Annotated in this window: 26 protein-coding genes and 1 pseudogene; 10 read left to right on the top strand and 17 right to left on the bottom strand. The window is 71.0% G+C overall.

The features are described 5' to 3' along the window. Positions 1-41: 41 nt before the first annotated feature. A complete protein-coding gene (locus AB0O15_RS03025) occupies positions 42-527 on the bottom strand; it encodes a CarD family transcriptional regulator (RefSeq protein ID WP_184988251.1) in 486 nt (161 codons plus the stop codon). 331 nt (positions 528-858) lie between these two features. Between AB0O15_RS03025 and AB0O15_RS03020 the strand changes: the two genes are divergently transcribed. Continuing rightward, complete coding sequence (locus AB0O15_RS03020) at positions 859-1626, top strand: hypothetical protein (RefSeq protein ID WP_364313241.1); 768 nt, start codon at positions 859-861, stop codon at positions 1624-1626. A gap of 80 nt (positions 1627-1706) precedes the next feature. Here the strand turns inward: AB0O15_RS03020 and AB0O15_RS03015 are convergent, their stop codons facing one another. The 4 genes from AB0O15_RS03015 to AB0O15_RS03000 are packed head-to-tail and all read right to left on the bottom strand — an operon-like array spanning position 1707 to position 5064. Continuing rightward, positions 1707-2162, bottom strand: a complete 456-nt coding sequence (locus AB0O15_RS03015) for a DUF6023 family protein (RefSeq protein ID WP_364313238.1) — start codon at positions 2160-2162, stop codon at positions 1707-1709. Then, positions 2159-3196 (bottom strand): type III polyketide synthase, encoded by a 1038-nt coding sequence (locus AB0O15_RS03010; RefSeq protein ID WP_364313235.1) that lies wholly within the window; start codon positions 3194-3196, stop codon positions 2159-2161. Before AB0O15_RS03010 ends, AB0O15_RS03015 begins: the two co-directional genes overlap by 4 nt. A gap of 9 nt (positions 3197-3205) precedes the next feature. Continuing rightward, positions 3206-4360 (bottom strand): acyl-CoA dehydrogenase family protein, encoded by a 1155-nt coding sequence (locus tag AB0O15_RS03005; protein ID WP_364313232.1) that lies wholly within the window; start codon positions 4358-4360, stop codon positions 3206-3208. Continuing rightward, positions 4357-5064, bottom strand: a complete 708-nt coding sequence (locus tag AB0O15_RS03000) for a methyltransferase domain-containing protein (protein ID WP_364313229.1) — start codon at positions 5062-5064, stop codon at positions 4357-4359. The genes AB0O15_RS03005 and AB0O15_RS03000 overlap by 4 nt, the downstream gene beginning before the upstream one ends. A gap of 46 nt (positions 5065-5110) precedes the next feature. Between AB0O15_RS03000 and AB0O15_RS02995 the strand changes: the two genes are divergently transcribed. The 4 genes from AB0O15_RS02995 (at position 5111) to disA (ending at position 9489) form a co-directional block, all read left to right on the top strand. Then, complete coding sequence (locus AB0O15_RS02995) at positions 5111-5938, top strand: UbiA family prenyltransferase (RefSeq protein WP_364313227.1); 828 nt, start codon at positions 5111-5113, stop codon at positions 5936-5938. A gap of 122 nt (positions 5939-6060) precedes the next feature. After that, complete coding sequence (locus tag AB0O15_RS02990; protein ID WP_364313225.1) at positions 6061-6804, top strand: hypothetical protein; 744 nt, start codon at positions 6061-6063, stop codon at positions 6802-6804. Positions 6805-6835: 31 nt separating this feature from the next. After that, a complete protein-coding gene (gene radA / locus AB0O15_RS02985; RefSeq protein WP_364313223.1) occupies positions 6836-8236 on the top strand; it encodes a DNA repair protein RadA in 1401 nt (466 codons plus the stop codon). 170 nt (positions 8237-8406) lie between these two features. Next, positions 8407-9489 carry a DNA integrity scanning diadenylate cyclase DisA gene (gene disA / locus AB0O15_RS02980; protein ID WP_364316994.1) on the top strand — a complete coding sequence of 361 codons (1083 nt, stop codon included), beginning with the start codon at positions 8407-8409 and terminating at the stop codon, positions 9487-9489. Between the two features lie 462 nt (positions 9490-9951). On the opposite strand, the gene AB0O15_RS02975 is transcribed toward disA, so the two are convergent. From AB0O15_RS02975 to AB0O15_RS02960, 4 genes are all read right to left on the bottom strand, one after another. Continuing rightward, positions 9952-10200: a hypothetical protein gene (locus AB0O15_RS02975; protein ID WP_364313220.1), complete on the bottom strand. Its 249-nt coding sequence runs from the start codon at positions 10198-10200 to the stop codon at positions 9952-9954. A gap of 16 nt (positions 10201-10216) precedes the next feature. Beyond that, on the bottom strand, positions 10217-10954 hold the full coding sequence (locus AB0O15_RS02970) for an adhesin (protein WP_364313217.1): 738 nt from the start codon (positions 10952-10954) through the stop codon (positions 10217-10219). A gap of 71 nt (positions 10955-11025) precedes the next feature. Continuing rightward, the gene (locus AB0O15_RS02965) at positions 11026-11544 is read right to left on the bottom strand and encodes a peptide deformylase (protein WP_364316992.1); all 519 of its coding nucleotides are present in this window, start codon (positions 11542-11544) and stop codon (positions 11026-11028) included. A gap of 29 nt (positions 11545-11573) precedes the next feature. Next, positions 11574-12086 carry an ACT domain-containing protein gene (locus tag AB0O15_RS02960; RefSeq protein WP_364313214.1) on the bottom strand — a complete coding sequence of 171 codons (513 nt, stop codon included), beginning with the start codon at positions 12084-12086 and terminating at the stop codon, positions 11574-11576. A gap of 21 nt (positions 12087-12107) precedes the next feature. On the opposite strand from AB0O15_RS02960, the gene AB0O15_RS02955 reads away from it, so the two are divergent. Beyond that, the gene (locus AB0O15_RS02955; RefSeq protein WP_364313211.1) at positions 12108-12995 is read left to right on the top strand and encodes an A/G-specific adenine glycosylase; all 888 of its coding nucleotides are present in this window, start codon (positions 12108-12110) and stop codon (positions 12993-12995) included. A gap of 26 nt (positions 12996-13021) precedes the next feature. On the opposite strand, the gene AB0O15_RS02950 is transcribed toward AB0O15_RS02955, so the two are convergent. From AB0O15_RS02950 to nadC, 5 genes are all read right to left on the bottom strand, one after another. Further along, positions 13022-15547 carry an ATP-dependent Clp protease ATP-binding subunit gene (locus tag AB0O15_RS02950; RefSeq protein ID WP_364313208.1) on the bottom strand — a complete coding sequence of 842 codons (2526 nt, stop codon included), beginning with the start codon at positions 15545-15547 and terminating at the stop codon, positions 13022-13024. A 373-nt stretch (positions 15548-15920) separates the two neighbouring features. Continuing rightward, entirely contained in the window at positions 15921-16277 is a 357-nt protein-coding gene (locus AB0O15_RS02945; RefSeq protein WP_364313206.1) for an Lsr2 family protein, read from the bottom strand. Positions 16278-16402: 125 nt separating this feature from the next. Beyond that, positions 16403-17911: a lysine--tRNA ligase gene (gene lysS, locus AB0O15_RS02940; RefSeq protein WP_364313203.1), complete on the bottom strand. Its 1509-nt coding sequence runs from the start codon at positions 17909-17911 to the stop codon at positions 16403-16405. A 25-nt stretch (positions 17912-17936) separates the two neighbouring features. Further along, complete coding sequence (locus tag AB0O15_RS02935; RefSeq protein WP_364313200.1) at positions 17937-18695, bottom strand: type III pantothenate kinase; 759 nt, start codon at positions 18693-18695, stop codon at positions 17937-17939. Positions 18696-18876: 181 nt separating this feature from the next. Further along, positions 18877-19734 (bottom strand): carboxylating nicotinate-nucleotide diphosphorylase, encoded by an 858-nt coding sequence (gene nadC / locus AB0O15_RS02930; RefSeq protein ID WP_364313197.1) that lies wholly within the window; start codon positions 19732-19734, stop codon positions 18877-18879. Between the two features lie 593 nt (positions 19735-20327). On the opposite strand from nadC, the gene AB0O15_RS02925 reads away from it, so the two are divergent. The 3 genes from AB0O15_RS02925 to AB0O15_RS02915 all read left to right on the top strand — a co-directional run bounded on the left by AB0O15_RS02925 (position 20328) and on the right by AB0O15_RS02915 (position 23471). Further along, positions 20328-20690, top strand: a complete 363-nt coding sequence (locus AB0O15_RS02925) for a hypothetical protein (protein ID WP_364313194.1) — start codon at positions 20328-20330, stop codon at positions 20688-20690. A gap of 205 nt (positions 20691-20895) precedes the next feature. Further along, positions 20896-21777 carry a septum formation family protein gene (locus tag AB0O15_RS02920; RefSeq protein WP_364313191.1) on the top strand — a complete coding sequence of 294 codons (882 nt, stop codon included), beginning with the start codon at positions 20896-20898 and terminating at the stop codon, positions 21775-21777. 47 nt (positions 21778-21824) lie between these two features. Continuing rightward, the gene (locus AB0O15_RS02915; RefSeq protein WP_364313188.1) at positions 21825-23471 is read left to right on the top strand and encodes an L-aspartate oxidase; all 1647 of its coding nucleotides are present in this window, start codon (positions 21825-21827) and stop codon (positions 23469-23471) included. Between the two features lie 5 nt (positions 23472-23476). On the opposite strand, the gene panD is transcribed toward AB0O15_RS02915, so the two are convergent. From panD to AB0O15_RS02900, 3 genes are read right to left on the bottom strand one after another with little or no spacing between them, the layout of a single operon-like run. Beyond that, positions 23477-23872: an aspartate 1-decarboxylase gene (panD, locus tag AB0O15_RS02910; protein ID WP_364313185.1), complete on the bottom strand. Its 396-nt coding sequence runs from the start codon at positions 23870-23872 to the stop codon at positions 23477-23479. After that, entirely contained in the window at positions 23872-24702 is an 831-nt protein-coding gene (gene panC / locus AB0O15_RS02905; protein ID WP_364313182.1) for a pantoate--beta-alanine ligase, read from the bottom strand. The genes panD and panC overlap by 1 nt, the downstream gene beginning before the upstream one ends. Next, on the bottom strand, positions 24699-25562 hold the full coding sequence (locus tag AB0O15_RS02900; RefSeq protein WP_364313179.1) for a Rossmann-like and DUF2520 domain-containing protein: 864 nt from the start codon (positions 25560-25562) through the stop codon (positions 24699-24701). The genes panC and AB0O15_RS02900 overlap by 4 nt, the downstream gene beginning before the upstream one ends. Before the next feature lie 151 nt (positions 25563-25713). Between AB0O15_RS02900 and AB0O15_RS02895 the strand changes: the two are divergent. Beyond that, a pseudogene (locus AB0O15_RS02895) lies at positions 25714-26287 on the top strand (hypothetical protein); the annotation flags it as partial.

Here is a 26287-nt window from a genome sequence, read left to right as displayed (position 1 = left end):
TCGCGGTCCTTCTCAGGTGGAGCTTGTGGGCGGTGTGCGGATCAGGCCTCGGTGAGGACCTTGTCGAGGAGAACTTCCGCCTCGTCCTTGGTGCTCTTCTCGGCGAGGGCCACCTCGCCGACGAGGATGTCGCGGGCCTTGGCGAGCATGCGCTTCTCCCCAGCCGACAGGCCACGCTCGCGCTCACGACGCCAGAGGTCACGAACGACTTCGGCCACCTTGAGCGGGTTGCCGGAGGCGAGCTTCTCGAGATTGGCCTTGTAACGCCGCGACCAGTTGGTCGGCTCCTCGGTGTGCGGTGCGCGGAGGACGTCGAAGACCTTGCCCAGGCCTTCCTCGCCAACCACCTCACGCACGCCGACGATCTCGGCATTCTCAGCGGGCACGCGGACCGTCAGGTCGCCCTGGGCAACCCGAAGGACGAGGTACAGCTTTTCCACGCCCTTGATAGTTCTAGTCTCGATTGCCTCGATGAGTGCGGCCCCGTGGTGGGGGTAAACAACGGTCTCGCCGACACTGAAAACCATAGGTTCGAAACCCCTTTCGCTGTGTCTAGGGTAACACGCCCAGGCGGCGATGTCTCACCCTGCCCGTGACTGTTAGTGCAGCTCAGAGGCCCTGTGACGGGCCTTTCTACCGCTTGACATGCGGGCGTTGAGCTGCCTGCGTCACTCAGCGTGAGGGGAGGGTTACGACTCCATAGATGGAGTCGTAAATGTCGGAACCGGTGGCTTTGCGAGGTCAAGCTTATCGCTGGGGTCCGGAACCGCACACTACTGGCGTCCCGGCTCCGCTTGAGAGAGGCTAGCAACAAGTCCTCGAACGGCGCATGTGGTCGATCTGGGGGGAGGGTGAACCATGGGCAGCTTCAATGACAGCGGCGGCGATTTCGCGCGCGACGGCGGCTCCCCGGACGACCTTCCCGAGCTCCCCGAAGAGTGGGGCGTCATCGTCATCCCCGACGATCTCTCCGAGCTTGCCGACGAGGTCAGGGCGGTGCGGGCCGAGCTGGCGATCTCCGCGCCCTATTCCCGCTGGGAACGGTTCAAGGTCCGGCCGGGGGTGCGGCGGCTGCGCCGAATAGCCAACGCCGGCCTTCGCGCGCCCGTGCTGATCATCTCGATGGCCATGCTCGTCACGGTGGCGAGCCTGTTCGCGTCGGCGTGGCCCGGGCCCGGCCGGTCGCCGGCCACCCAGCGCACGGCCAACAGCACCGACGATCGCGGCGACACGCTGCCCGCCCTCGAGCTGCTCGGCCCCGACGGCAAGACGGTCGCGCTCCGTGGTCAGCTACCGGCGGTGATCCTGCTGACCGATGGTTGCGACTGCACAGACCTGGTCACCGACACCATCGCCGCGGTGCGTCCCGAGATCGCGGTGGTCACGGTGAGCGCCATCCGCCCCAGCCAGGGCACCACGCCGCCGACCGGGGCGACGCCGCAGGCGCAGGGCAAGACGGTGCGTGAGCTGCGCGACCCGACCGACGGGCTGCGCCGGCACCTCCGGCTGACGGCGCCCGACGGCACCGCGGCCGCGGTGCTGGTCAACCGGGGCGGCGAGATCATCCGCACCGAGGCGCGTACCAAATCGGTCGAGGTGTTGAAAGCCGACCTGGCCCGGCTCTGAGCTGACAGCCGCCGGCGAGAGGCTGACAGCCGCCGGCGAGAGGCTGCGCCCAGGTTGCGCCCCAGACGCCGGCGAAGAGGCTAATAGCCCAGGTTGCGCTCCAGGCGCCAGCGGAAGACGGCGCCGCCCTGCTCGTCCTCGCCCGAGACCTGGATGTAGAACTCGTCGGCCAGCGCCACGTCGAGGCGGCCGATCCGCGGGATGTCCGAGCACGGCACCGCCCGGCCCGAATCGCGCCGGTTGGTGCTCACCCGCACTCGCACCTGCCCGGTCCCCGCGCACGCCATGGTCAGGCTGTAGGAGCCGCCGTCGACCGAGCTGGTGCGTTCGGTGGCGTTGTTGCCCTCGAGGCGGACCGTCTCGGCGATCGCCAGCGGCCGGTCGGGCACGACCTCCTCGACCTTGTCCTGCCACACGCGCATGCGCGGGTCCTCGCCGGTTCGCGGCGCCGCCCGCACGAACCACAGCCCGCCGCCGAGAAGCACCACGGCGGTCAGCGCGTACAGCAGCACGCCTCGGGTGCGTTCCTCGGTCACCCCGCAAGATTAGGTCCCAGAACCGCGCCGTACAGAGTGAGTCCGGGCCCGAAGGCCATCAGGACCACGCGAGCGGGTCGCTGGTCACGGCGGCGGAGCGCGTCGAGGACCATGAGCACGGTCGGCGAGGAGCAGTTTCCGTACGCCGCCAGCACGCTGCGCGACGCCTCGAGCGCGTCCGGCGGCAGCTCCAGCCGCTCCTCGATGACATCCAGGATCTTGGGGCCGCCGGGGTGCACCGCCCAGCCGTCGGCCGGCGTGGCGCCGAGCGTCGACGCGAAGCCCTGAACATGCTTGGCCAGCACGGCCGGGACCTGCGGAGACAGGCCCATGCGGAAACCGGTGTCGGTGATGTCCCAGGTCATGTGGTCGACCGCGGTGACGTCGGTCAGGGCGGACAGCTGACGGAAGGCGTACGCGTCGGAGTCGTCGCCGGGAGTGAGCACGACGGCGGCCGCCGCATCCGCGAAGAGCGCGTGCGACACGATCTGCTGGATGTCCACGCGAGCGGCCGCGGGCTGCAGGTGGAGGCTGGTCAGCTCGATGCAGAGCAGCAGCGCGGGGCGATTGTGGGTGGCCACGAAGTCGGCGACGGCGCCCATCGCGGGCAGCGCGGCGTAACAGCCCATGTGGCCGATGAAGAGGCGCTGCACGGTCGGCGCCATGCCGAGGTCGCGGGCGAGCAGGATGTCCAGGCCGGGGGTGGCGTAGCCGGTGCAGGAGCAGACCGCGAACAGGCCGATCTCGTCGGCGCGGACCCCGGCGTCGGCCAGCGCGCGGTCGATCGCCTCCTTGCCCATCGGCATCGCCTCGACGCGGTAGCGGTCCATCCGGCGCCCGGTGGACCACTCGGAGACATCCTCGACCAGCGGGCTGACCGCGGTCTGCCGGCTGCGTACCCCGGAATTCTGGAAGATCCGCTGGGCCAGCGCGCGGCGGCGGGAGTCGTAGTGGCGGGCGAAGAAACCGGACCACAGGTCGTCCTGGTCGACGGACGGGGGGAGCGAGATGCCGATTCCGGCGATCGTGGACAAGAAGGCCTCCTACCAGCGTGGCGCCGACCCCTCCGAGTCAGGATCGCCGCCGAGCGCGTCCACGCCCAGCCAGTCCGCGCACACGTCCGAGGTGGCCGGCTGCAGGGAGCCGGCCCGGGCGTCGCGATAGAGCCGTTCGAGCGGGTGCCCGCGGCGCATCGCCGAGGTGCCGGCCGCCTCGAGCATCGATGCCGCCACCTCGGCCGCGGTGGTGCCGGCCAGCAGCTTGGCCCGCCAGACCCAGCGGTTGGTCTCGGCGTCGCCGGGTTCGGCGTCGACCCGGCGGGCGGCCTCCATGACGGCCAGGTGGGCGGCGGCGACCTGGGCGTCGGCCCGGCCCAACCGCGCGCGTACGGCCGGCAGATGCCCCAGCTTGCGCTGGTTCACGTGGTCGACCGCGGCGTCCACGGCGGCCCGGGCCACCCCGGTGTAGACGGCCGCGTAGCTGGCCACCATCCAGTGCGGGGCGAGCTGGGCCACCACCAGCGCCAGGCCCTCCACGCCGCCGAGCAGCGCGCCGGCCGGCACGGTCACGTCCAGGTGCAGGTCGTGCGATCCGGTGGCGCGCATGCCCAGCGCGTCCCAGGTCTCCTCCACCCGTACGCCGTCGCCGGGCGGCACGACGAACTGGCTGACCTGCGTCGGGTCGTCGGCGCTGCGGGCGGCGACCAGGTAGCCGCCGGCGTGCCCGGCGCCGGAGCAGAAGGTCTTGCTGCCGGTGATGCGGTAGCCGTCGCCGGCCTTCTCGTAGCTGGTGGTGAGCTGGGACAGCCGGGAGCCGGCGCCGCGCTCGCTCATCGCGACCGCGTACCACCGGCCCTCGGCGGCCGCCCGCAGGTAGCTGTCCCGGGCGGCCAGGGCTTCCGGCGGGAGGCCGAGCGCGTCGGCCAGTTCGTCGGTGACGCCGGCCAGGGCGCCGGTGACCGAGGCGTGCATGTTGAAGATCAACGCGGTGGCGCCGTTGCCCCGGGCCAGCTCGTACGCGATCGCGGCGTACTCGGCGAACCCGGCGCCGGCGCCGCCCAGCCGGGCCGGGACCATCAGCCCGAACAGGCCGGCCCGGCCCAGGTCGGCGAAGTCGTCGGCCGGGAAGCTGCCGTCCCGGTCGTGGTCGGCGGCGCGGGCGGCGAACCGGGGCGCCAGCCGCCGGGCCTCGTCGATCATGATTTGTGTCCCCGCCCCTGATAGAGCACCGCCGTCGTGACGGTGGGCACGATGCGGCCCAGAGGCCCGCCACCCGGCGGCGGCCGCCGCGTCAGCCAGCGCATCAGCCCGGTCATGGTCGGACGGATACCCCGCACGCGCAGATCAACCCCATGGTGACGGAACTCATCGATCAACCGCCGGGGCCGGACGAACAGCGCCGGGTCGTGCAGGCCACGTGGGGCGAAGCCCAGCCCCTCGCCCGCGGTGACCGTGATGAACCGGCCGGCCGCGGTGTCGTTCACGGTGTCGAGCACGACCAGGCCGCCCGGGCGCAGCACCCGGCACAGCTCGGCGACGGTGCCGGGCAGGTCGGTGACGTGTTCCAGGATCTCGCCGGCCACCACCACGTCGGCACAGGACGTGGCCAGGGGCAGGGCCGTGACGTCGCCGGCGACCGGGGACAGGCCGCGCGTCACCGACTGCTCGAGGCCGGCCCGGCGCACGTCCACGCCGACGTGCCGGTAGCCGAGATGGGCGACGTGCGGCGCGAGCAGCCCACCGCCGCAACCGGCGTCGACCAGCACGGCCTGCTTTCTTCGAGCCGGGGGTACGAGCGCGGCCCGCGACGCCGCCAGCCAGTGGAGCAACTCGAAGGTGCCGCCCGGCCGCCACCACTCGCCGGCCAGCTCGTCGTACTGCCCGGGGTCGTTTCGTGGCCGCATGTGATCGAGCGTGGCACGGGACCGGGACAACCACCACACTGCTCTCATGTCGCGCGCTCTCGCTCTGCTCCGATCCGCCCATCCCGAACCGGGCGGGGCGGTGACGCTGGCCATGACCCTGCTCGGCGTCGGAGCGGGACATCGGGGCTGGGCCATCCTCGGGGTGGCCGCCGCGGTCGGCGCGACCCAGCTCTCGGTGGGCTGGGTCAACGACTGGCTGGACGCCGACCGTGATCGCGCGGCCGGCCGGACCGACAAGCCGGTGGCCCGGGGCGCGGTCTCCCGCCGTACCGTCGGGATCGCGGGTCTGCTCTCCTCGCTGGTGATCCCGCTGCTGGGGCTGCCGTTCGGGTGGGCGGCGACGCTGTGCATCACGCTGGTCGGGGTGTTCGCGCTGCTCTACGACTGGCCGCTGAAGTCGACCGCGTTCTCGATCGTGCCGTACCTGGTGGCCTTCGGGCTGCTGCCGGCGTTCGTGGTGGTGGCGCTGCCCGGCCATCCCACGCCGCCGGTGTGGCTGGTCGCGGCGGGCGCCCTGCTCGGCGGGGGCGCGCACTTCGCCAACGTGCTGCCCGACCTGGCCGACGACGCGGCGACCGGGGTGCGCGGGCTGCCCCACCGGCTCGGCGCCACCGGTTCGCAGATCGCCGCCGCGGTGCTTCTGCTGGGTGCGACGCTCGCGCTGGTCGTCGGGCCGCCGGGGCCGCCGTCGTGGTCCGGCTGGGTCGCCGGCGCGGCCACCGTCGTGGTCCTGCCCCTTGGTTGGTACGCGGCCAGGCGCGCTCATGGCCGTGCGGTCGCGATGTTCCGGGCGGTGATCCTGGTGGCCCTGATCGACGTGCTCCTGCTGATCTTCAGCGGGCCGGTGGCCTAAGGCCTGCCCCACCGCCGCCCTATGACCCGTCTGAAGGCGTGTTTGCTTGGGTCGCCGCACGGCCCGGATCACGTGCCTCTAGGCTGACCTGAGCCACTGTCCTTTTCGTTGGAGGCTGAACGATGCGCTTCACTGGTCGCCGTGCCGCCGCGCTCGTCGCGGGTACCGCCGCGGTCACCGCTCTCGCGCTGACCGGGTGCAGTGCCGGTCAGGTCGCCGAGACCGCGCTGAAGAAGCCGTCCAACTCGGGCGTGAACGCCAACAACTCGAACAACAGCGTCGTCGTGCGCAACCTCCAGGTGCTGTACAACGGCGTCGAGGGGTACGACGCGAGCGCCCGGGTGCCGATCGAGGTCGGTCTGTTCAACCAGACCACCGAACCGGTCGTGGTGACGATCGGCAGCCGGCCGCTGACCGGCGCGCCGGCGAACCAGGGTGTCGTCGCGGCCGGGCAGATCGGCCTCCTCGGCGGCGGGTCCGCTTCCGCCACGCCGCCCAGCCCCGCGATGGAGCCCTCGGGCAGCCGGCCGCCGGCCACCCCCGACACCGAGACGCCCGAGAACGTGCCCTCGGGCGACCCCTCCGCCCCTGCCCTCCCGCCTCCGCCACCTGACAACGGGGCGCAGTTGCAGCCGGCGCGGATCACCATCGAGCCGATGGGCTCGGCCTCCTTCCTGCCGGGTGACCAGCAACAGCTGGTGGCGACCGGCATCCCGGGCAGGCTGCTGCCCGGTCAGTCGATCAACCTGGTCTTCGATTTCAGCAACGGCGCCGAGCCGCTGGAGCTCCAGGCCTCGGTCGGTGTGCCGCAGTCGCCGGCCCCGCGCGGCTCGGCCGCGCCCGGCGAGAACCACGAGGGCGAATAGTTCTGTCGTACCCGCCGGATAGCGTGATCCGGTGACGACTTCCCGCGCTGCCACCAAGGCGCCCAGACCGGCCTACGTCTGTGACGCCTGCGGGCACCAGCCGCCCAAGTGGCTCGGCCGCTGCCCCGAGTGCAACGAGTGGGGCTCGGTGATCGAGTCCACCGTGACCGGTCCACTGGTCTCCGGGCGGGTGGTCAGCTCCCGGTTGCCGTCCGAGCCGGCCCGCCCGATCTCCGAGATCAGCGCCGCCCCGGCCAAGGCGGTGCCGTCCGGGGTCAGCGAGCTCGACCGGGTGCTCGGCGGCGGCCTGGTGCCCGGCGCGGTGGTGCTGCTGGCCGGTGAGCCCGGGGTCGGCAAGTCCACCCTTCTGCTCGACGTGGCCAAGCAGTGGGCGGCCGGCGCGGGCACACCGTCCCTCGTGGTCAGCGGTGAAGAGTCGGTGAGCCAGGTGCGGCTGCGCGCCGAGCGGATGGGCGCGCTGCACGAGCGGCTCTACCTGGCGTCCGAGAGCGCACTCGACGCGGTGCTCGGCCACCTCGACGCGGTCAAGCCCGGCCTGCTGGTGCTCGACTCGGTGCAGACCATCTCCACCCCCGGCACCGAGGGCGTGGCCGGCGGCGTCACCCAGGTCCGAGCGGTCACCGCGGCCGTCGTGGCCGTGGCCAAGGAACGCGGCATCGCCACCGTGCTCGTCGGCCACGTGACCAAAGACGGACAGGTGGCCGGTCCCCGAGTGCTGGAACACCTGGTCGACGTGGTGCTCCACTTCGAGGGCGACAAGCATTCCTCGCTACGGCTGGTGCGCGGGGTGAAGAACCGGTACGGCGCCGCCGACGAGGTCGGCTGCTTCGAGATGCACGAGGGCGGTATAAGCAGCCTGCCCGACCCGTCCGGGCTGTTCCTGACCCGCTATCAGGAACCCGTCCCCGGCACCTGTGTGACGGTCGCCATGGAAGGCCGGCGCGCGCTGGTCACCGAGGTGCAGGCACTGATCGGCGCCGAGGTGCAGGGTTCGCCCCGCCGGACCGTGTCCGGGCTGGACAGCGCCCGGCTGGCCATGGTGCTGGCCGTCCTGGAACGCCGCACCAAGCAGTTGAAGCTCTACAACCGCGAGGTGTTCGCGGCCACCGTCGGCGGCATCCGCCTGGTCGAGCCCTCGGCCGACCTGGCCATCGCGCTCGCGGTCGCCTCCGGCGGCCTTGACCTGGCCATGGCCCCTCACCTGCTGGCGATCGGTGAGGTCGGGCTGACCGGCGAGATCCGGCGCGTGGGCGCGGTCGGCCGGCGGCTGGCCGAGGCGGCGCGGCTCGGCTTCAAGTCGGCGCTGGTCCCGCCCGGTTGTGGCGGCGAGTCGCCCCGCGGCATGGAGGTCATCGAGGTCGGTGACCTGCGCTCGGCGTTGCGTTCGGCGGCCAGCCTCTCGGCCAAGTGATCACGCAAGGTCACCGATCATCACGCTACGGAGCATTCCTCGCACCGCGCCTCGTTGACCTGGTTGACAGTCCGTAGAATGTACCGGTGCCGCTCGACCGCGATCCTTCGAAGCCCGTGTCTGTCAACGGGTCGACTTCCCGTGGGGTCGTTCCCACGTCGGCGCCCGGTCTGACCGGCGGCGGCGTCACCGCCGACCCGTTGCGAGCGAATCTCGCGTTGATGGCGCCCGGCACCGCCCTCCGCGACGGGCTCGAACGGATCCTCCGCGGGCGTACCGGCGCCCTGATCGTTCTCGGACATGACGCCGTCGTCGAAAGCATCTGCACCGGCGGTTTCCCGCTCGACGTCGAGTTCTCCGCGACCCGCCTGCGCGAGCTGTGCAAGATGGACGGCGCGGTCGTCCTGTCCAGCGACGGCACCCGCATCGTCCGCGCCGCCGTCCACCTCATGCCCGACCCGTCGATCCCGTCCGAAGAGTCCGGCACCCGCCACCGCACCGCCGAGCGGGTCGCCAAACAGTCCGGCTTCCCGGTCATCTCGGTCAGCCAGTCCATGCGCATCATCGGCCTCTACGTGAACGGCCAGCGCCACGTCCTCGACGACTCGGCGGCCATCCTCTCCCGCGCCAACCAGGCCCTGGCCACCCTCGAGCGCTACAAGCTGCGCCTCGACGAGGTGTCCGGCACCCTCTCCGCCCTGGAGATCGAAGACCTGGTGACCGTCCGCGACGCCGTGGCGGTCGTCCAGCGCCTGGAAATGGTCCGCCGCATCGCCGACGAGATCTCCGGCTACGTCGTCGAACTGGGCACCGACGGCCGCCTCCTGGCCCTCCAGCTCGACGAACTCATGGCCGGCGTCGACGCCGACCGCACCCTGGTCATCCGCGACTACCTCCCGACCGGCCGCAAGGCCCGCACCCTGGATGAAGGCCTCGTCGAACTCGACCTGCTCACGGCCACCGAAATGATCGACCTGGTCGCGGTGGCCAAGGCGATCGGCTACGCCGCGGCGACAGACGCCCTGGACGCCGCGGTCAGCCCGCGCGGGTTCCGGCTGCTGGCCAAGGTGCCGCGCCTGCCCACCCCGATCGTCGATCGGCTGGTCGGGCATTTCGGTAGTTTGCAGCGGCTGTTGGGGGCGACGGTCGAAGACCTTCAGGCCGTCGAGGGGGTTGGGGATGCTCGGGCTCGGGGGGTTCGGGAAGGGCTCTCGCGGCTGGCCGAGGCGTCGATTCTCGAGCGCTACGTCTGACCTGGGGTTGAGGCTCGGCCGGTCGAGGCGGGTGGCCGGGCCCGCGGGTGCCCACGCACCCCCACTGCCGCCACCCACGCTTGCGGTCGGTTGAGGCGGGTAGCCGGGCCCGCCGCTGCCCACGCGCCCTCACTGCGGCCGCCCACCCTCTGCGGTGCGCAAGGCGGGTTGGCCGGGCTCGTCGGTGCCCACTCACCCTCGCTGCCGCCACCCGCGCTTCGGCGCGCCCCTAGCCTCTGGGGCGCTTTGCTCTGAGCGCATTGATGCATCGCTTGGAGACGGGCTCTGGTTTTGATGCCGCTGCGGGTGGCTGCCCGGGTGGGGTCAGGCACGGGGCGTTGGGGTTCGGTGGGAGGCGGGGCCGGTGACCAGACGCCTCAGACCGGATGGGGGCGCAACGGCTTCTTTGCGCGCCTGGGTCGCCTCGGCATTGGGGAGTGTGTGTTCGGCGTACTCGTCGGGTTATGGGGTTTCGGGTTTTTGCCAGATGGAGATGTGGGCGCGGCTGTCGGCGGTGAAGGGGGCCTCGATGCCCCGGTCGCTCAGCGGCACGGCCACGCGGCCGGTGCCGATGGCGAACGCCAGGGCGCGGCCGTTGGGCGCCAGGGGTGCCAGGGGTGCCAGGAAATCTACCGCGGCCCCGGTGGGCATCGCGGCGGTGCTCTCGTCGTAGCCGTGTGCGGCGTGCCCGTCCCACAATTGCGAGGTCATGGGCGGATCGACCGGCCTACGCGGTGATGGTGATCGCTACGGGGTCGCTCAGTTTGCGGTCCAGGCGGTAGCGCAGCTGGTACTGGCCGGGGGCCAGGGCGGGGCCGGACGGCACGGTGCCGGCGCACTTGTTGGCCTGCTGGCCGTTCCAGGTGACGTTGAAGTTGTACTCGACGCCGGGCTGCATCTTGGTCGGGTTCGTGCTGCGGTCGGGATTGCACGTGTCCGAGGACCAGAACTTGCGGGCGGCCTGGTCGAGGTACAGCTCCTGGACGCCGGCGCCCAGGTCGCGCGTGCAGGCGCGGTTGGAAATGTTCTTGATCTTGAGGCTCACGGCCAGGGCCGCGCCTCGCTTGACCGTGGCGGCGGCCGGGATCGCCACCGCCGAGATCTCCTGGTCGGCGCATGAGCCGTCGGCCGGCACGTTCACGTTGTTGTTGGTGCCGTTCCCGGTGCCGCTCGACGGGTTCGGGACCCCGGCGCTGGGCGTCAGGTCGTCGGGGTCGGGCAGGTTCGGGTCGACGGGCCGGTCGTTGCCGAACGACGGCTCGGGCTCGGCGCTCGCGGAATTGCCGGGCTTGGGAGTCGGAGGCTGGGAGGCCGCCGTGCCCTTGCCGGAGCCGCGCTTCGAGTCATCGCCGTTGCCGCCGCAGGACACGAACAGCAGGACAGCAACGAGCAGCAGTGCTCCCAGCACCACGGCCCGGCGCCGCCAGTAAACGGCGGGAGAGAGGGGACCGACCGTCGATCGCATGATGGGCTCACCGTACGCCCGCGAGGCACGCCAGCCGGCGCGACGCGCCGAGGTACGCGACGGTGCTTCGCTTATAGCCAGACTTTGCGCTGGTAGATGGCATGTGCCCCGGCCACCCGATCGAGGAAGAGTTTCCCTCCGCAGTGGTCGATCTCGTGTTGCAGGGCGCGCGCCTCGAACGCGTCGGTGGTCAGGCTGACCTGGTCGCCCGAGCCGGGCAGGACGGCCTCGACGACCACCCGGCCGGCCCGCTTCACGTCGCCGGTCAGCTCGGGCACCGACATGCAGCCCTCCCGACCGGGCCGCCACCGGCTGGCCTCCACCACCTTGGCGTTGCACAGCACAAAGGTGCCGTGTGTGGTCGCCGTCTTCGGGTGTTCGGTGACGTCCACGACGAAGATCTGCGCGCTCACCCCGAGCTGCGGCGCGGCCAGCCCCACGCAGCCGGGCGACACCCGCATCGTGGCGACCAGGTCGGCGGCGAGCTGCACGACCTCGGGGTCGGCCGGGTCGACATCGTCGCCGACCGCGCTGAGCACGGTGGCCGGGGCGGTCACCACCGGGCGTACCCGGCCCTCGACGCCGAGCATCTCCGGCTTCCAGTCGAGGAGGTCGGGGGTCACAGGATCTCCGACTCGGCGCGCCGCAGTGTCACATCCACGCCCAGCTCGGCCGCCGCCACCGCCAGCTGCTCGGCCAGCTCGTCGGCGTGGGCCGGGTCGAGGTCGACCTCGGCGACGATCACGTACAGCGGGCCGGTCAGCCGGGAGGTCAGGTCGGTGATGTTGCCGCCGACCCCGGCGACGACCCGGGTGACCGCGGCGACGATGCCGAGGCGGTCGGCGCCGTGCACGCTGACCAGGAACGGTTCGCCGCGGACGGCGGCATCGGTCTCGGGTTGCACGGCGCGTACGGTGGCCAGCAGCTTCCCGTCCGCGGTGAGGGTTTCGAGCGCCGCCCGCACCTCGTCGACGGACGGACCGGTGCAGATCAGCGTCATGGCGAAATGCCCACGCAGCCGGGTCATGGTGGAGTCGTCAAGGTTGGCGCCGATGCCGGCGAGCGCCTCGGCGACGTCGGCGACGATCCCGGTGCGGTCCGGGCCGATCACGGTGATGGCTAGCTCGTGCACAGCCCTACAGTAGGGGGCGCTATGACGCTCGCTGACAAGACCATCGCCTGGTATGACGCCAACGCCCGTGATCTGCCCTGGCGGCAGCCCGACTCCAGCCCGTGGGGTGTGCTGGTCAGCGAGGTGATGCTGCAACAGACCCCGGTGGTACGGGTGGAGCCGGCGTGGCGCTCCTGGATGACCCGGTGGCCGACGCCCGCGGCGCTGGCCGCCGATCCGCCGTCGGAGGCCATCCGCATGTGGGGCCGGCTGGGGTATCCGCGGCGGGCGATGCGCCTGCACGCGTGCGCCGTGGCCATGGTCGCCAACCACGGCGGGCAGGTGCCGTCCGATCTCGACGAACTGCTCGCCCTCCCGGGCATCGGCACCTATACCGCGAGGGCCGTAGCCACCTTCGCCTTCGGGCAACGTCACCCGGTCGTGGACACGAACGTGCGCCGGGTTGTCACCCGGGTGGTGGAAGGGCAGCCCGACGCCGGCCCGAACACCACCGCCGCCGACCTCGTCGCGGTGGAGGATCTACTGCCTTCCTCGGCTTCGCGAGCAGCGCGCGCCTCGATCGCCTTCATGGAGCTGGGCGCGTTGATCTGCACGGCTCGCGCGCCGAAATGCCTTCTCTGCCCGGTCGAGGACATCTGCCTCTGGCGCGCCTCCGGCCAGAACCTCCCGGACGGGCCGAGCCGCAAACCGCAGCGGTACGCCGGCACCGACCGCCAGGTACGCGGCCTGATCCTCGAGGTGCTCCGCCACGCCACCGGCCCGGTCCCCCGCCAGCGCATCGACGTGGTCTGGAGCGACGACGTGCAACGGGCCCGGGCCCTGGCCGGCCTGGTCCAGGACGGCCTGGTCGAGCCGGTCGCCGACGGCGAGTTCGCGCTGGCCGGAGACACGGAACGGCCCGGCGGGTAACGCCCGCCGGGCCGTCCGGTGAAGAACTACTCGCCCTCGGTCGTCGCAGCCCCGAGGTCGGCCGGAACAGCGTCCGGAACGTTGGAGCCACGGTCGGCGCCGGTGAACGTCAGCTTGCTCTTCTCGACGTTCGCCGGGTCGCCCTCGCAGTCCACGACCACGATCTGGCCGGGGCGCAGCTCGTTGAAGAGGATCTGCTCGGACAACGTGTCTTCCAGCTCGCGCTGGATCGTCCGGCGCAGCGGCCGGGCGCCCAGCACCGGGTCGAACCCCTTGTTCGCCAGGTACTTCTTCGCCGTGTCGGTCAGCTCGAGACCCATGTCCTTGTTCTTGAGCTGGGTCTCGATCCGGGCGACGAAGATGTCGACGATCTGCAGGATCTCGCTCTGGCGGAGCTGGTGGAAGACGATCGTGTCGTCGATGCGGTTGAGGAACTCGGGGCGGAAGTGGTTCTTCAGCTCGTCGTTGACCTTCTGCTTCATCCGCTCGTAGTTCGACTCCTCGGCCTCGGAGGCCTGGAAGCCGAGCGACACGGCCTTGGCCACGTCACGCGTACCGAGGTTGGTGGTCAGGATGATCACCGTGTTCTTGAAGTCGACGATGCGACCCTGTCCGTCGGTGAGGCGCCCGTCCTCCAGGATCTGGAGGAGCGTGTTGAAGACGTCGGGGTGGGCCTTCTCGATCTCGTCGAAGAGGACCACCGAGAACGGCTTGCGACGCACCTTCTCGGTCAGCTGACCACCCTCGTCGTAGCCGACGTAGCCGGGAGGGGCGCCGACCAGGCGGGACACCGTGTAGCGGTCGTGGAACTCGGACATGTCGAGCTGGATCAGCGCGTCTTCCGAGCCGAAGAGGAACTCGGCCAGCGCCTTGGACAGCTCGGTCTTACCGACACCGGACGGGCCGGCGAAGATGAACGAGCCGGACGGGCGCTTCGGGTCCTTCAGACCGGCGCGGGTGCGCCGGATCGCCTTGGACACCGCCTGGACCGCGTCTTCCTGGCCGATGACCCGCTTGTGCAGCTCATCTTCCATGCGGAGCAGCCGGGAGGTCTCCTCCTCGGTCAGCTTGTAGACCGGGATGCCGGTCCAGTTGCCCAGGACCTCGGCGATCTGCTCGTCGTCGACCTCGGACACGACGTCGAGGTCGCCGGCCTTCCACTCCTTCTCCCGCTGCGCCTTCTGGCCGAGGAGCTGCTTCTCCTTGTCGCGCAGCTGGGCGGCCCGCTCGAAGTCCTGCGCGTCGATCGCGGACTCCTTGTCGCGCCGCACCTGGGCGATGCGCTCGTCGAAGTCGCGCAGGTCTGGCGGCGCGGTCATCCGGCGGATACGCATCCGGGCGCCGGCCTCGTCGATCAGGTCGATCGCCTTGTCCGGCAGGAAGCGGTCGGAGATGTAGCGGTCGGCCAGCGTCGCCGCGGCCACCAGGGCGGCGTCGGTGATGCTGATCCGGTGGTGTGCTTCGTACCGGTCGCGCAGGCCCTTGAGGATCTCGATGGTGTGAGCCAGCGACGGCTCGCCCACCTGGATCGGCTGGAAGCGGCGCTCGAGCGCGGCGTCCTTCTCGAGGTGCTTGCGGTATTCGTCGAGCGTCGTCGCGCCGATGGTCTGGAGCTCGCCCCGAGCCAGCATCGGCTTGAGGATCGACGCGGCGTCGATCGCGCCCTCGGCGGCGCCGGCGCCGACCAGGGTGTGGATCTCGTCGATGAACAGGATGATGTCGCCCCGGGTGCGGATCTCCTTGAGCACCTTCTTCAGGCGCTCCTCGAAGTCACCGCGGTAGCGGGAACCGGCGACCAGCGCGCCCAGGTCGAGCGTGTAGAGCTGCTTGTCCTTCAGCGTCTCGGGCACCTCGCCCTTGACGATGGACTGGGACAGGCCCTCCACCACGGCGGTCTTGCCGACGCCCGGCTCGCCGATGAGCACCGGGTTGTTCTTCGTACGGCGGGAAAGCACCTGCATGACCCGCTCGATTTCCTTCTCGCGCCCGATGACCGGGTCGAGCTTGCCCTCGCGGGCGGCCTGCGTCAGGTTGCGTCCGAACTGGTCGAGGACCAGTGACGTGGACGGCGCGGCCTCACCGGCGGCGGCGCCGGCCGCGGCCGGCTCCTTGCCCTGGTAGCCGGAGAGCAGCTGGATGACCTGCTGGCGGACCCGGTTGAGGTCGGCGCCGAGCTTGACCAGCACCTGGGCGGCGACGCCCTCACCCTCGCGGATCAGGCCGAGCAGGATGTGTTCCGTACCGATGTAGTTGTGGCCCAGCTGAAGCGCCTCGCGCAGCGAGAGCTCCAGCACCTTCTTGGCGCGCGGCGTGAACGGGATGTGCCCGCTCGGCGCCTGCTGACCCTGGCCGATGATCTCTTCGACCTGCTGCCGGACCCCTTCGAGGGAGATGCCCAGGCTCTCCAGAGCCTTGGCGGCGACACCCTCGCCCTCGTGGATCAGGCCGAGCAGGATGTGCTCTGTCCCGATGTAGTTGTGGTTGAGCATCCGGGCCTCTTCTTGGGCCAGGACGACAACCCGTCGCGCTCGGTCGGTGAACCGCTCGAACATGCCCTCGTGCTCCTCACGTGCCGTGCGCCAATCTTGAAACTGGCGGGGCCAGCGCACGGGCATCGGTGATGCCCGTGCTGTAACTCTATCGCCGCCGGATGCCACCGCTGGGGGCTCACCGACCCGAGCTGAACTCCTGGCGACGATGTTCTCCCCAACTTCGCACGCTGACCAGGTGTTCCCCACCCCGGCGGACTACGCGCACAGCGAAATTAGGACAGGATCGCTAGTTGTCCACAGCCTGTGGACAACGTTGTCCACCCCTGTGGATAACCGTACGCACCCAGACCGAAGGCGGGGCGAAAAGCGCGAGGGTCCGCGGCGCCAGGCGCCACGGACCCTCGTTGTCCACAGGTCTCTCGCTTCCCGAGCGTCAGCTCCGGCCCGGACCCTTCGCGTGGAACTCGTCCACGATCTCCTGCGGGATACGCCCCCGGTCGGAGATGTCCTTGCCGCTCTTCTTCGCCCACTCCCGGATCGCCTTGTTCTGCTCGCGGTCGGCCGTCGCGCCACCACGACCCCGGGCGGCCCGCCCGCCGACCACGACGCCGCCACGCGCGATCTTGCTGCCGGAACCGACATAGGGTGCGAACACGTCGCGCAATTTCGCGGCGTTCTTGCCGGACAGGTCGATCTCGTACTGAATGCCGTCGAGGGCGAACTTGACGGTCTCGTCGGCGTCGCCGCCGTCGAGGTCATCGACCAGCTTGTGAATGATCTGCTTGGCCACGCGCCGTTATCCTTCCGAGCACCGCGCGGTGCTCCGCGCTTTATCAGCAGAACAATAACTTGTTGCGTGCGTAGTGCGTCAATGGAGGGTGGCAGATTTATCTCCGCCACTCTCCACTGCGACCTTCACTCGGGCCGCACCAACGGAAACAGGATGGTTTCCCGAATGCCCAGGCCGGTGAGCGCCATCAGCAGCCGGTCGATTCCCATTCCCATGCCGCCGGACGGGGGCATTCCGTACTCCATGGCGCGGAGGAAATCCTCGTCGAGCCGCATCGCCTCGGGATCGCCGCCGGCCGCGAGCAGCGACTGGGCGGTCAGCCGATCGCGCTGCACCACCGGATCGACCAGCTCGGAATAGGCGGTGCCGAGCTCGAAACCGAGGACGTACAGGTCCCACTTCTCGGTCAGACCCGGCGTCTCCCGGTGTGCGCGGGTCAGCGGGGTGGTCTCCTCGGGGTAGTCGAGCACGAACGTCGGCGCCCGCAGGGACGGCACAACGAGATGCTCGAACAGCTCCTCGGCCAGCTTGCCCGCGCTCCACTTCGGGTCAACGGCCAGATCGACCTTCTCGGCGTACGCCCGCAGCCGATCCAGATCGGTCTCGATGGTCACCTCTTCCCCCAGCGCCGCGGAGAGCGACCCGAACAACGTGACCTTCGGCCAGTCGCCGCCCAGGTCGAGCTCGGTTCCGTCGTGGTGGGTCACCGTGGTGGAGCCGGACACCGCGACCGCGGCCTCCTGAATCCAATCGCGAACCTGCTCGGCCATCTCGTTGTAGTCGGCATAGGCCTGGTAGGCCTCGAGCATCGCGAACTCCGGGGAGTGACTGCTGTCCATCCCTTCATTACGGAAGTTCCGGTTGATCTCGAAGACCCGCTCGATCCCGCCGACCGCCGCGCGCTTCAGAAAAAGCTCCGGCGCGATGCGCAGATACAGATCTATGTCAAGGGCGTTGCTGTGCGTCACAAATGGGCGAGCAGTGGCGCCCCCGTGCAGCAACTGCAACATCGGCGTCTCCACTTCGAGATAATTGCGCCGGAACAGCGACTCCCGAAGACTGCGGACCACGGTCGCCCGAGTTCGTACCACCTCACGGGCCTGCGGCCGGACGATCAGATCGACATAACGCTGGCGTACCCGGGTCTCCTCGGAAAGCGGCTTGTGCGCGACCGGAAGCGGACGCAGCGCCTTCGCACTCATCGCCCAGGAATCGGCCAGGACGGAAAGCTCGCCGCGGCGGCTCGTGATGATCTCACCGGTGACCGACACCAGATCGCCCAGGTCGACCACGGCCTTCCAGCGGGCCAGAGCCTCTTCGCCGACCTTGTCCCGGGAGAGCATGGCCTGAAGCTCGACACCCTCGCCGTCACGCAGCGTCGCGAAGCACAGCTTGCCGCTGTTCCGGATGAAGATCACCCGGCCCGCGACCGAGGCCTTGTCGCCGCTCGCGGTGTCCGTGGCCAGGTCGGCGTACTTCTCGCGGACCTCACCCATGGTCGCGGTGCGGTCGACGTTGACCGGGTACGGCGTGAGCCCCTCGGCCAGCATCCGGTCACGCTTGGCCCGGCGGACCCGCATCTGCTCGGGAAGATCCTCGGCCGGGTCTGCATCTGGGATGTTCTGCTGCGTCACGACGGAATAGCCTACTCAGCCCGCCTCAGACGTTCCGCTCATATACCATCCGCAGCCCGATCAGCGTGATCATCGGCTCGTACGCGGTGATCGTCCGGCACTCCTCCTTCACCAGCGGCGCCAGCCCACCGGTGGCGATCACCGCGCGCACCGCCCCCAGCTCCTCGGTCATCCGCTCGACGATCCGGTCGACCTGGCCGGCGAACCCGAAATACATGCCGGACTGCAGGCACTCGACGGTGTTCTTGCCGATCACCGACCGCGGCTGGGCCGGCTCCACCTTGCGCAGCTGGGCGGCCCGGGCGGCCAGCGCGTCGAACGAGATCTCGATGCCCGGCGCGAACGCCCCGCCCAGGAACTCGCCCTTCGCGCTGATCACGTCGAAGTTGGTGGTGGTGCCGAAGTCCACGACGATCGACGGCCCGCCGTAGAGCGCATGCGCGGCGAGCGTGTTGACCACCCGGTCGGCGCCCACCTCCTTCGGGTTGTCGATGGCCAGCTGGACGCCCGTCTTCACGCCCGGCTCGACCACCACGTTGGGCAGCTCGCCGTAGTAGCGCGCCAGCATCGTCCGCAGGCTGCGCAGCGCCGCCGGCACGGTCGAGCACGCGGCCACGCCGGTCACCTCGACCGCGTCCCCCGCGAGCAGCCCGCGGAACATCAGGCCGAGCTCGTCCGCGGTCGACCGGGCGTCGGTCTTGATCCGCCAGTCGTGCACCAGCTTGTCGCCGTCGAAGGTGGCCAGCACGGTATTGGTGTTCCCGATGTCGATACAAAGCAGCACGGTCCCGATTGTTCACTGCCTGCGGCAGAAAAGACCGCTTCGGGGGTACGCCGGGCGTAGGTCACAACCGCGGCGGCGGGCTTGCCCAATGTCGGTGGCGGTCATCTCGCCCCGCCGCGCCTTGTCGCTCACCGCTCCCCTCGCTCCTTCCGCTCTCTTCCTCAGCGCGCCCTTGCTCCGATCATCGGGATCTCAGGTCCATGGCGATGTCCATGATCGGCGAGGAGTGCGTCAGCCCGCCCACCGAGAGGTAGTCGACGCCCGTGGCGGCGTACTCCGCGGCCGTCTCCAGCGTGAGGTTGCCGGTGGCCTCCAGCTCGGCCCGGTCACCCACCCGCGCCACCACCTCGGTCAGCAGCTCAGGGCTCATGTTGTCGCAGAGCAGGAAGTCGGCGCCGGCCTCCACCGCCTCCACCGCCTCGGCCACCGTGGTCACCTCGACCTGCACCGGCACATCCGGGAACGCCTCACGAACCCGCCGGTAGGCCGCCGTGATGCTGCCCGCCGCCAGCTTGTGGTTGTCCTTGATCATGGCGACGTCGTAGAGGCCCATCCGCTTGTTCGTGCCGCCGCCGGCCCGCACCGCGTACTTCTCCAGGGCCCGCAGCCCCGGCGTGGTCTTCCGGGTATCCAGAACGGTCGCCTTGGTGCCGGCCAGCACATCGGCCCAGCGCCGCGTGTGGGTGGCGACGCCGGACATCCGGCAGAGCAGATTGAGCGCCGTCCGCTCGGCGGTGAGCAAGGCGCGCGTGGGCCCGGTGATCGTGGCGAGCACATCGCCCCGGACGACGGCCACCCCGTCGGCCACCCGCTGCTCGAAGGTGGCCGCACCCTGCGAGGTGACGGCGAAGACCTCCCCCGCCACGACCAGGCCGGCGACGACACCGGGCGCCCGGGCGACGAGATCGGCGGTGTCGACCTGGTCGGCCGGGATGGTCGCCTCGCTGGTCACATCACGCGGCGGATCGCCCAGGTCTTCGGCCAACGCCGTCCGGACAATCCGCTGCACCGCTTCCGCGTCGAGCCCCGTCCTGTTCACGATCACCACTTAACCACCGGCGGCGGGCGGCCGCACCGAGGCCAACCACACACAACCGTCCCTGTGGACTGCAACAAGAACGTCGAATTCGCGGCCTACATTCGACCCCACCCAGTGCCGGGGTGGGGGGTGGGTGGCGGTTGGTTCGACAGGCAACGCGGCGCAGACGAATTGCGACGCGCGGCGCGAGGTGCGGCGCCTCGGCGCGAGGTGAGCGGCGGCAGCGCGAAGGTGCGGTGCCTCGGCGAGGTGCGCGGCGGCGGCACGAGCCCTGCTATGCGCGGCGCGACGCCCCGAGGAGCCGGGACTGCGATTCACGCGAGAAGACAGCGACGCTGCAGAGGACGAACTGCGGAACACGCGCAAGGCCCCGGCGCGGCGCGGGACCTGCTATGCGCGGCGCGAGGCGGCGGTAGAGGCGAACTGCGCGGCGGAGCCGGGGCGCGGGCGAACTGCGATGCGCGGCGCAAGGCCCGGGGCGCGGGAGAAGAGCGATGCGCGGCGTGAGGACGGCGACGCCACGGGGGCGCGGCGGGAGGGTGGGGATGCGGCGGCTTTGGGATGGGGTGCCACGGGGAGTTTGCGTTGCTGTGGTGGGTCAGGCGCTTGTGCTGGGTTATGGCGGCGTGGTGCATGTGGCGCAGGTGGTCGGTGGTGGGTGGCCGCCCTATGCCTGGGCGCCGGGGTGGTTGGCGGGGTACTTCACGCTGCTCACTGTGGTTGATTTTTTCGTTGCCGGGTTGTTGGTCGGGCGGCGGGTGGCAGGGCTCTGGCTGGCCGTTCTGGTGTTCGCGACGGATGCGGCGGCCAACTGGTATGCGACCTATCGGCTGGTTGACGGCGGGATGGTGGCCCGGGTTGCGCAAGGCGTGATCAGCCTGCTGGCGGTCGGGTCGGTGGTGGTCGCGTGGCGGGCGTGGCCGTGGGTTGCCGGCCGGACCACTCACTCAGAATGAAGGGTGCGCGGCTCTGTTCTGGCCGCCCGCGGCCTTGGAGCCGCGCGCCCGGCCTCGGCGGGAGCTGCGGCCTGTACGCCCCACCCGGCTACGACATCTTGATCTTGAATGTGGATCTGCAGAAAGCGCCTGAGCTGCGCCGACAACCCGCCTATGATCGACAAAACGGACATCGATCGGGGGGCCCGTGCGGTACCGGGGGTGGGTGGTCGCTGCGCTGTGTCTGGCGCTGGCCGGCTGCGGCAGACCGGGTGGCGTGGACGGGAACCTGACCGACGGGTGGGGTGCGATCCAGGCGCCTACCGGGTTCACGCCTACGACGGACACGTGTCACCTGGGGAACTTCTCGACGACGGGGACGCGGGCCGCGTACGAAGAGGTGGACTGCGACCTCAAGCACCGGACCGAGACCGTGTACGTCGGCGAGTACGCCGCACCGGCCGCCGAGGCGGACACCCCGCCGGCCGACGGCTCTGCGGGCGCCCGGGCCACGTACAAGATCTGCGACGCCAGGACCACCGCATACGTGGGCGGGCCCTGGCGGACGGGACGGTTCTGGATCGGGGTCACGCACCCGTCGCCGGCGGCCTGGACCGGTGGGGCGCGGTGGTTCCGGTGCGAGGTGCTCGAGATCAGCTCGATCGAGGATGACGGCGGGCTGGTCATGCGGCTCGGCACGGTCAAGGACTCGCTGGCGGCGAGCGGGTCGGCGCTGCGGCTGGGGTGCTACGCGATTCAGCTCGACTCGAAGAACGCGATCAGCACGATGCCGGGAGTTAGTTGCGGCGCCAAGCACAACGCCGAGTTCGTGGGGGTCTGGAACGCGGGGAATCTGACCTACCCGAAGACCGACAAGCAGTGGGCCGCCTTCCACACCGGATGCCGGAAGCTGATCGCGACCTTCGCCAAGGTACCGGACGACGCTGACCTGCAATTTCGGACGGGCGTGGTGTCGCTGCCGGGCGGTGAGGACGTGTGGCGGCTCGGTGATCATGGGGTGCGCTGCTACCTGTGGCTGGAGGGGGCCGAGCTGACCGCCTCGCTCAAGGGGGCCGGCGCCAAGGGTCTGCCGGTTCAGTACAAGTAACTCAGCGCACTATTCGCGGCCCGACTGTCGAAACCGTTGTCCGGTCGATGAACACTGAGCGGATGGATCTCCCCGCATTGCCCCGTCGTCTGGCCGCCGCCGAGCCGGGCTGGACCGAAACCACCGACGTCGTGGTGGTCGGTTCCGGCGTGGCCGGCCTGACCGCCGCGTTGCATCTGCGGGAGCAGGGGCTGCACGTCACCGTGGTCACCAAGGTCAACATCGATGACGGGTCCACGCGCTGGGCCCAGGGCGGCATCGCGGCGGTGCTCGACCCGCTCGACACCCCGGAGGCGCACGCCTTCGACACCGAGATCGCGGGGGTCGGGCTCTGCGATCCCCGTGCGGTCCGGGTCCTGGTCGAGGAAGGGCCGGCTCGGGTACGCGAGCTGATGCGCCTCGGGGCCGCGTTCGACCGGCATCCGGACGGGTCGCTGATGCTGACCCGGGAGGGCGGGCACCGGGCCGACCGCATCGTGCACGCGGGCGGCGACGCCACCGGGGCCGAGGTGCAGCGGGCGTTGCACGAGGCGGTGCACCGGGATCCGTGGATCCGGCTGGTCGAGCACGCTCTGGTGCTCGACCTGCTGCGCACCCCGAACGGGCGGGCCTGTGGCATCACCCTGCACGTGCTGGGCGAGGGCACGGACGACGGCGTGGGCGCGATCCTGGCCCGGGCGGTCGTGCTGGCGACCGGCGGCATGGGCCAGGTGTACTCGTCGACGACCAACCCGTCGGTGTCCACCGGCGACGGGGTGGCGCTGGCGCTGCGGGCCGGCGCCACGGTCACGGATGTGGAGTTCGTGCAGTTCCACCCGACGTCGTTCATGACCGCGAACGTCACCTCGGTGCAGCGGCCGCTGATCTCGGAGGCGCTGCGGGGCGAGGGGGCCCACCTGGTCGACGAGAGCGGCAAGCGGTTCATGGTGGGTCAGCACGAGCTGGCCGAGCTGGCGCCCAGGGACGTGGTGGCCAAGGGCATCCACCGGGTGCTGCGCGCGGCCGGGGCCGACCACGTCTACCTGGATGCCCGCCACCTGGGCAAGGACTTCCTGGAGCGGCGGTTCCCGACGATCGTGGCGTCCACCCGGTCGGCGGGCGTCGACCCGGCCACCGAGCTGATCCCGGTGGCGCCGGCCGCGCACTACGCGTCGGGCGGCGTACGCACCGATCTGCACGGGCGGTCGAGCATCGACGGGCTCTACGCGTGCGGCGAGGTGGCCTGCACGGGCGTGCACGGCGCCAACCGGCTGGCCAGCAACTCGCTGCTGGAGGGGCTGGTGTTCGCGCGGCGGATCGCCGAGGACATCGCGCGTGACCTGCCGGCTCAGGCCGACCCGGTGGCGGCGAAGGCGGATTCGTGGGTGATCCCGGCCACGGCGCGGCCCGACCTGCAACGGGCCATGACCCGGGGCGCCGGCGTGCTGCGGTCGGCCGACTCGCTGGCGGCGACGGCGGCCGAGCTGACCCGGCTGGGCGGCGAGCGCTCCCGGCCGCACAACGCCGCCTGGGAGTCGACGAACCTGCTGACCGTGGCGTCGGCGCTGGTCGCCGCGGCCACCACGCGCCTCGAGACGCGTGGCTGCCACTGGCGTGAGGACTACCCGACCGCGGCCGACGAGTGGCGCGGGCACCTGCTGGACGCCATCGACTCCCGCGGCCGGCTGGCGCAGACGTTCGAGGAGATGGGCTAAGGGCCTTACACGCCGGGTACGCCCGGAGCGGCGCTGGTGGGGTCGCTGTCGCGGTCGAGGATCCGATTGGTCGCGTCCACGTGCACGACCCGGGGCCGGTAGGCGCGGGCCTCGGCATCGTCCATCTGGCCGTAGGCGATGAGGATCACCAGGTCGCCGGGCTTCACCAGGTGGGCGGCGGCGCCGTTGATGCCCAGCACGCCGGTGCCGCGTTCGCCGGGGATCGTGTACGTCTCCAGGCGGGCGCCGTTCGTCACGTCGACGATCGCGACCTTCTCGCCGGGCAGGATGTCGGCCGCGTCGAGCAGGTCCTCGTCGACCGTGACCGAGCCGACGTAGTGCAGGTCGGCCTGGGTGACCGTGGCGCGGTGGATCTTGGACTTGAGCATGGTGCGCTGCATCAGGAGCCTTCCAGGTCGAGCGAGAGGTTGTCGATGAGGCGGGTGGTGCCGACCCGGGCGGCCACGAGCAGGCGGGCGGGTCCGGTCGCCGGCGCGGGCCCGAGCAGCGGGTCGGTCAGGGCCAGGTAGTCGAGCCGGACGCCCGTACCCCCGTCGATGATCTTGCGAGCGGCCGACAGCGCACCCTCGGCCGTGGCTTGAGCCGCGCCCGCCCGCAGCGCCCGGGACAGTGTGAGGGCGGCCTCGCGCTCGGCCCCGGACAGGTAGCGGTTGCGGCTGGAGCGGGCCAGGCCGTCCGGCTCGCGCACCGTCGGCACCCCGCGCACCTCGACCGGGATGTCCAGGTCACGCACCATCCGCCGGACCAGCGCGAGCTGCTGGAAGTCTTTCTCGCCGAAGAACGTCAGGTCGGCGCGGGTCAGCTGGAGCAGCTTGCACACCACGGTCAGCACGCCGGTGAAGTGGCCGGGCCGGCTGGCGCCCTCGAAGACCTCGCCCAGCGCGCCCGCCTCGACCCGCACCGCCGGCCGCCCGCCCGGGTACATCTCGTCGACGCTGGGCGCGAACACCACGTCGGCCCCTTCGGCGGCGCAAACCTCAAGATCTTTTTCGAGGGTACGGGGATAGCGCCCGAAATCCTCGTCCGGCCCGAACTGCAGCGGGTTCACGAAGATCGTCACGATCAGCCGGTCGGCGTTCTTCCGGGCCGCGCGCATCAGCTCGCGGTGGCCGTCGTGCAGGGCGCCCATGGTCATCACCACGGCCACCGTGCCCGGCATCGCCTTGCGGGCCTTGTCCAGCCCCGCCTTGGTCTCCACCAGCTCGGTCATCGGGCCGCCTCCGTCGTCACGTGGGACAGCACGTCCAGCAGATGGGCCGCGTCCTGAGGGCGGAGGCGGCCGGAGGCGATGGCCCGGTCGGCCGTGCGGCGGGCCAGGGCGAGATACGTCGGCAAGGACTCGGCCGGGAGGTTCTCGAGGTGGCGGCGGACGGTACCCGCGTCACCACGGGACACCGGGCCGGTCAGCGCCGCGTCGCCCAGCCGCAGGGCGTTGTCGAGGGCCGCGGTGAGCAGCGGGCGCAGCACCGCCTCGGGGTGCTCCACGCCGGCCGCCCGCAGGATCGCGGCGGCCTCGTTGACCAGCGTCACCAGGTGGTTGGCGCCGTGGGCCAGCGCCGCGTGATAACGGGGCCGCTGCGCCTCGGCGATCCACTCGGGGACACCGCCCAGATCGGCCACCAGCCGGGTCGCGAAGCCGCGGTCGTCGGCCGTGACGCCCCAGGCGATGCCCGGCAGGCGGTCGAGGTCGGCCGGCTCGCCGGTGAAGGTCATCGCCGGGTGCAGGGCCAGGCCCGTCACATCACCGAGGACGGCCACGCCGTGAGCGCCGGAGGTGTGGGCGACCATGCGGGTCTCGGACAGCGCGCCGGTCTCGGCCAGGCCGGCCACCACGCCGCGGAGGGCATCATCCGGGACGGCGAGCAGAAGGAGATCTCGAGCGGCTCGGGCGACCTCGTCAGCGGGCCGGACCGGCACGCCCGGAAGCAGGCGCTCGGCCCGCTCGCGGGAGGCGGTGGAAACGGCGGCGGTGGCAGCCACCTGGTGCCCGGCCGCACGCAACGCCGCGCCCAGCACGGCACCGACACGCCCGGCGCCGACCACGCCGATGACCAGCGGTTCAGTCTTCATCTATAGATCCAGTCCTCATCACAGGGGTACCGGTCGGCTGCCAGTATGCGCCCGTTCCACCGCCCGGAAACAACCGATGTGGCCAACTCCACCAGGCGCGAGGCGGGTGGCCTACCGTGACGGGGTGAACGGGGTCGGGTGGCGCGTGGCGATGGAAGCCGCCCTCTATGGGCCGGATGGTTTCTTCGTGCGGGAATCGCCCGGGCCGGGTGGTCATTTCCGGACCAGCGTGCATGCGTCGCCGCTGTTCGCGGGGGCGGTGGCGCGGCTGCTGCACCGTGTTGACTCGGCGCTCGGGCATCCGGCGGTGTTTGACGTGGTCGACGTCGGGGCCGGACGGGGCGAGTTGCTGACGGCCCTGCTCGCGGCGCTGAGCAGCACCGACTTATCCACACCCGAGCCGCCCTGTGGACAACCACCGGAAAACGTCGCATCCGCCCGCTACGTTGCCACCCACCCAGTGCACGGGGTGGGGGTGGCGGCGGGGGCCGCGCCGAGTCAAAACGATCTTGAAACCGCGCCACAGGTTGAGTCGGTGCCACAAGCCGAGCGGGCGTCGCAGGACACGCCGGCGCCACAGGCCGAGCCGGCGCCACAGGCCGAGCCGGCACCACAGGCCGAGCCGGCACCACAGGCCGAGCCGGCACCACAGGCCGAGCCGGCACCACAGGCCGAGCCGGCACCACAGGCCGAGCCGGCACCACAGGCCGAGCCGGCACCACAGG

Origin of the sequence: Actinoplanes sp. NPDC089786, from assembly GCF_040684855.1 — a bacterium.
GTDB lineage: Bacteria > Actinomycetota > Actinomycetes > Mycobacteriales > Micromonosporaceae > Actinoplanes.
Note: the sequence above shows the minus strand (reverse complement) of the source record. Positions and strands in the feature narration are given on the sequence as shown.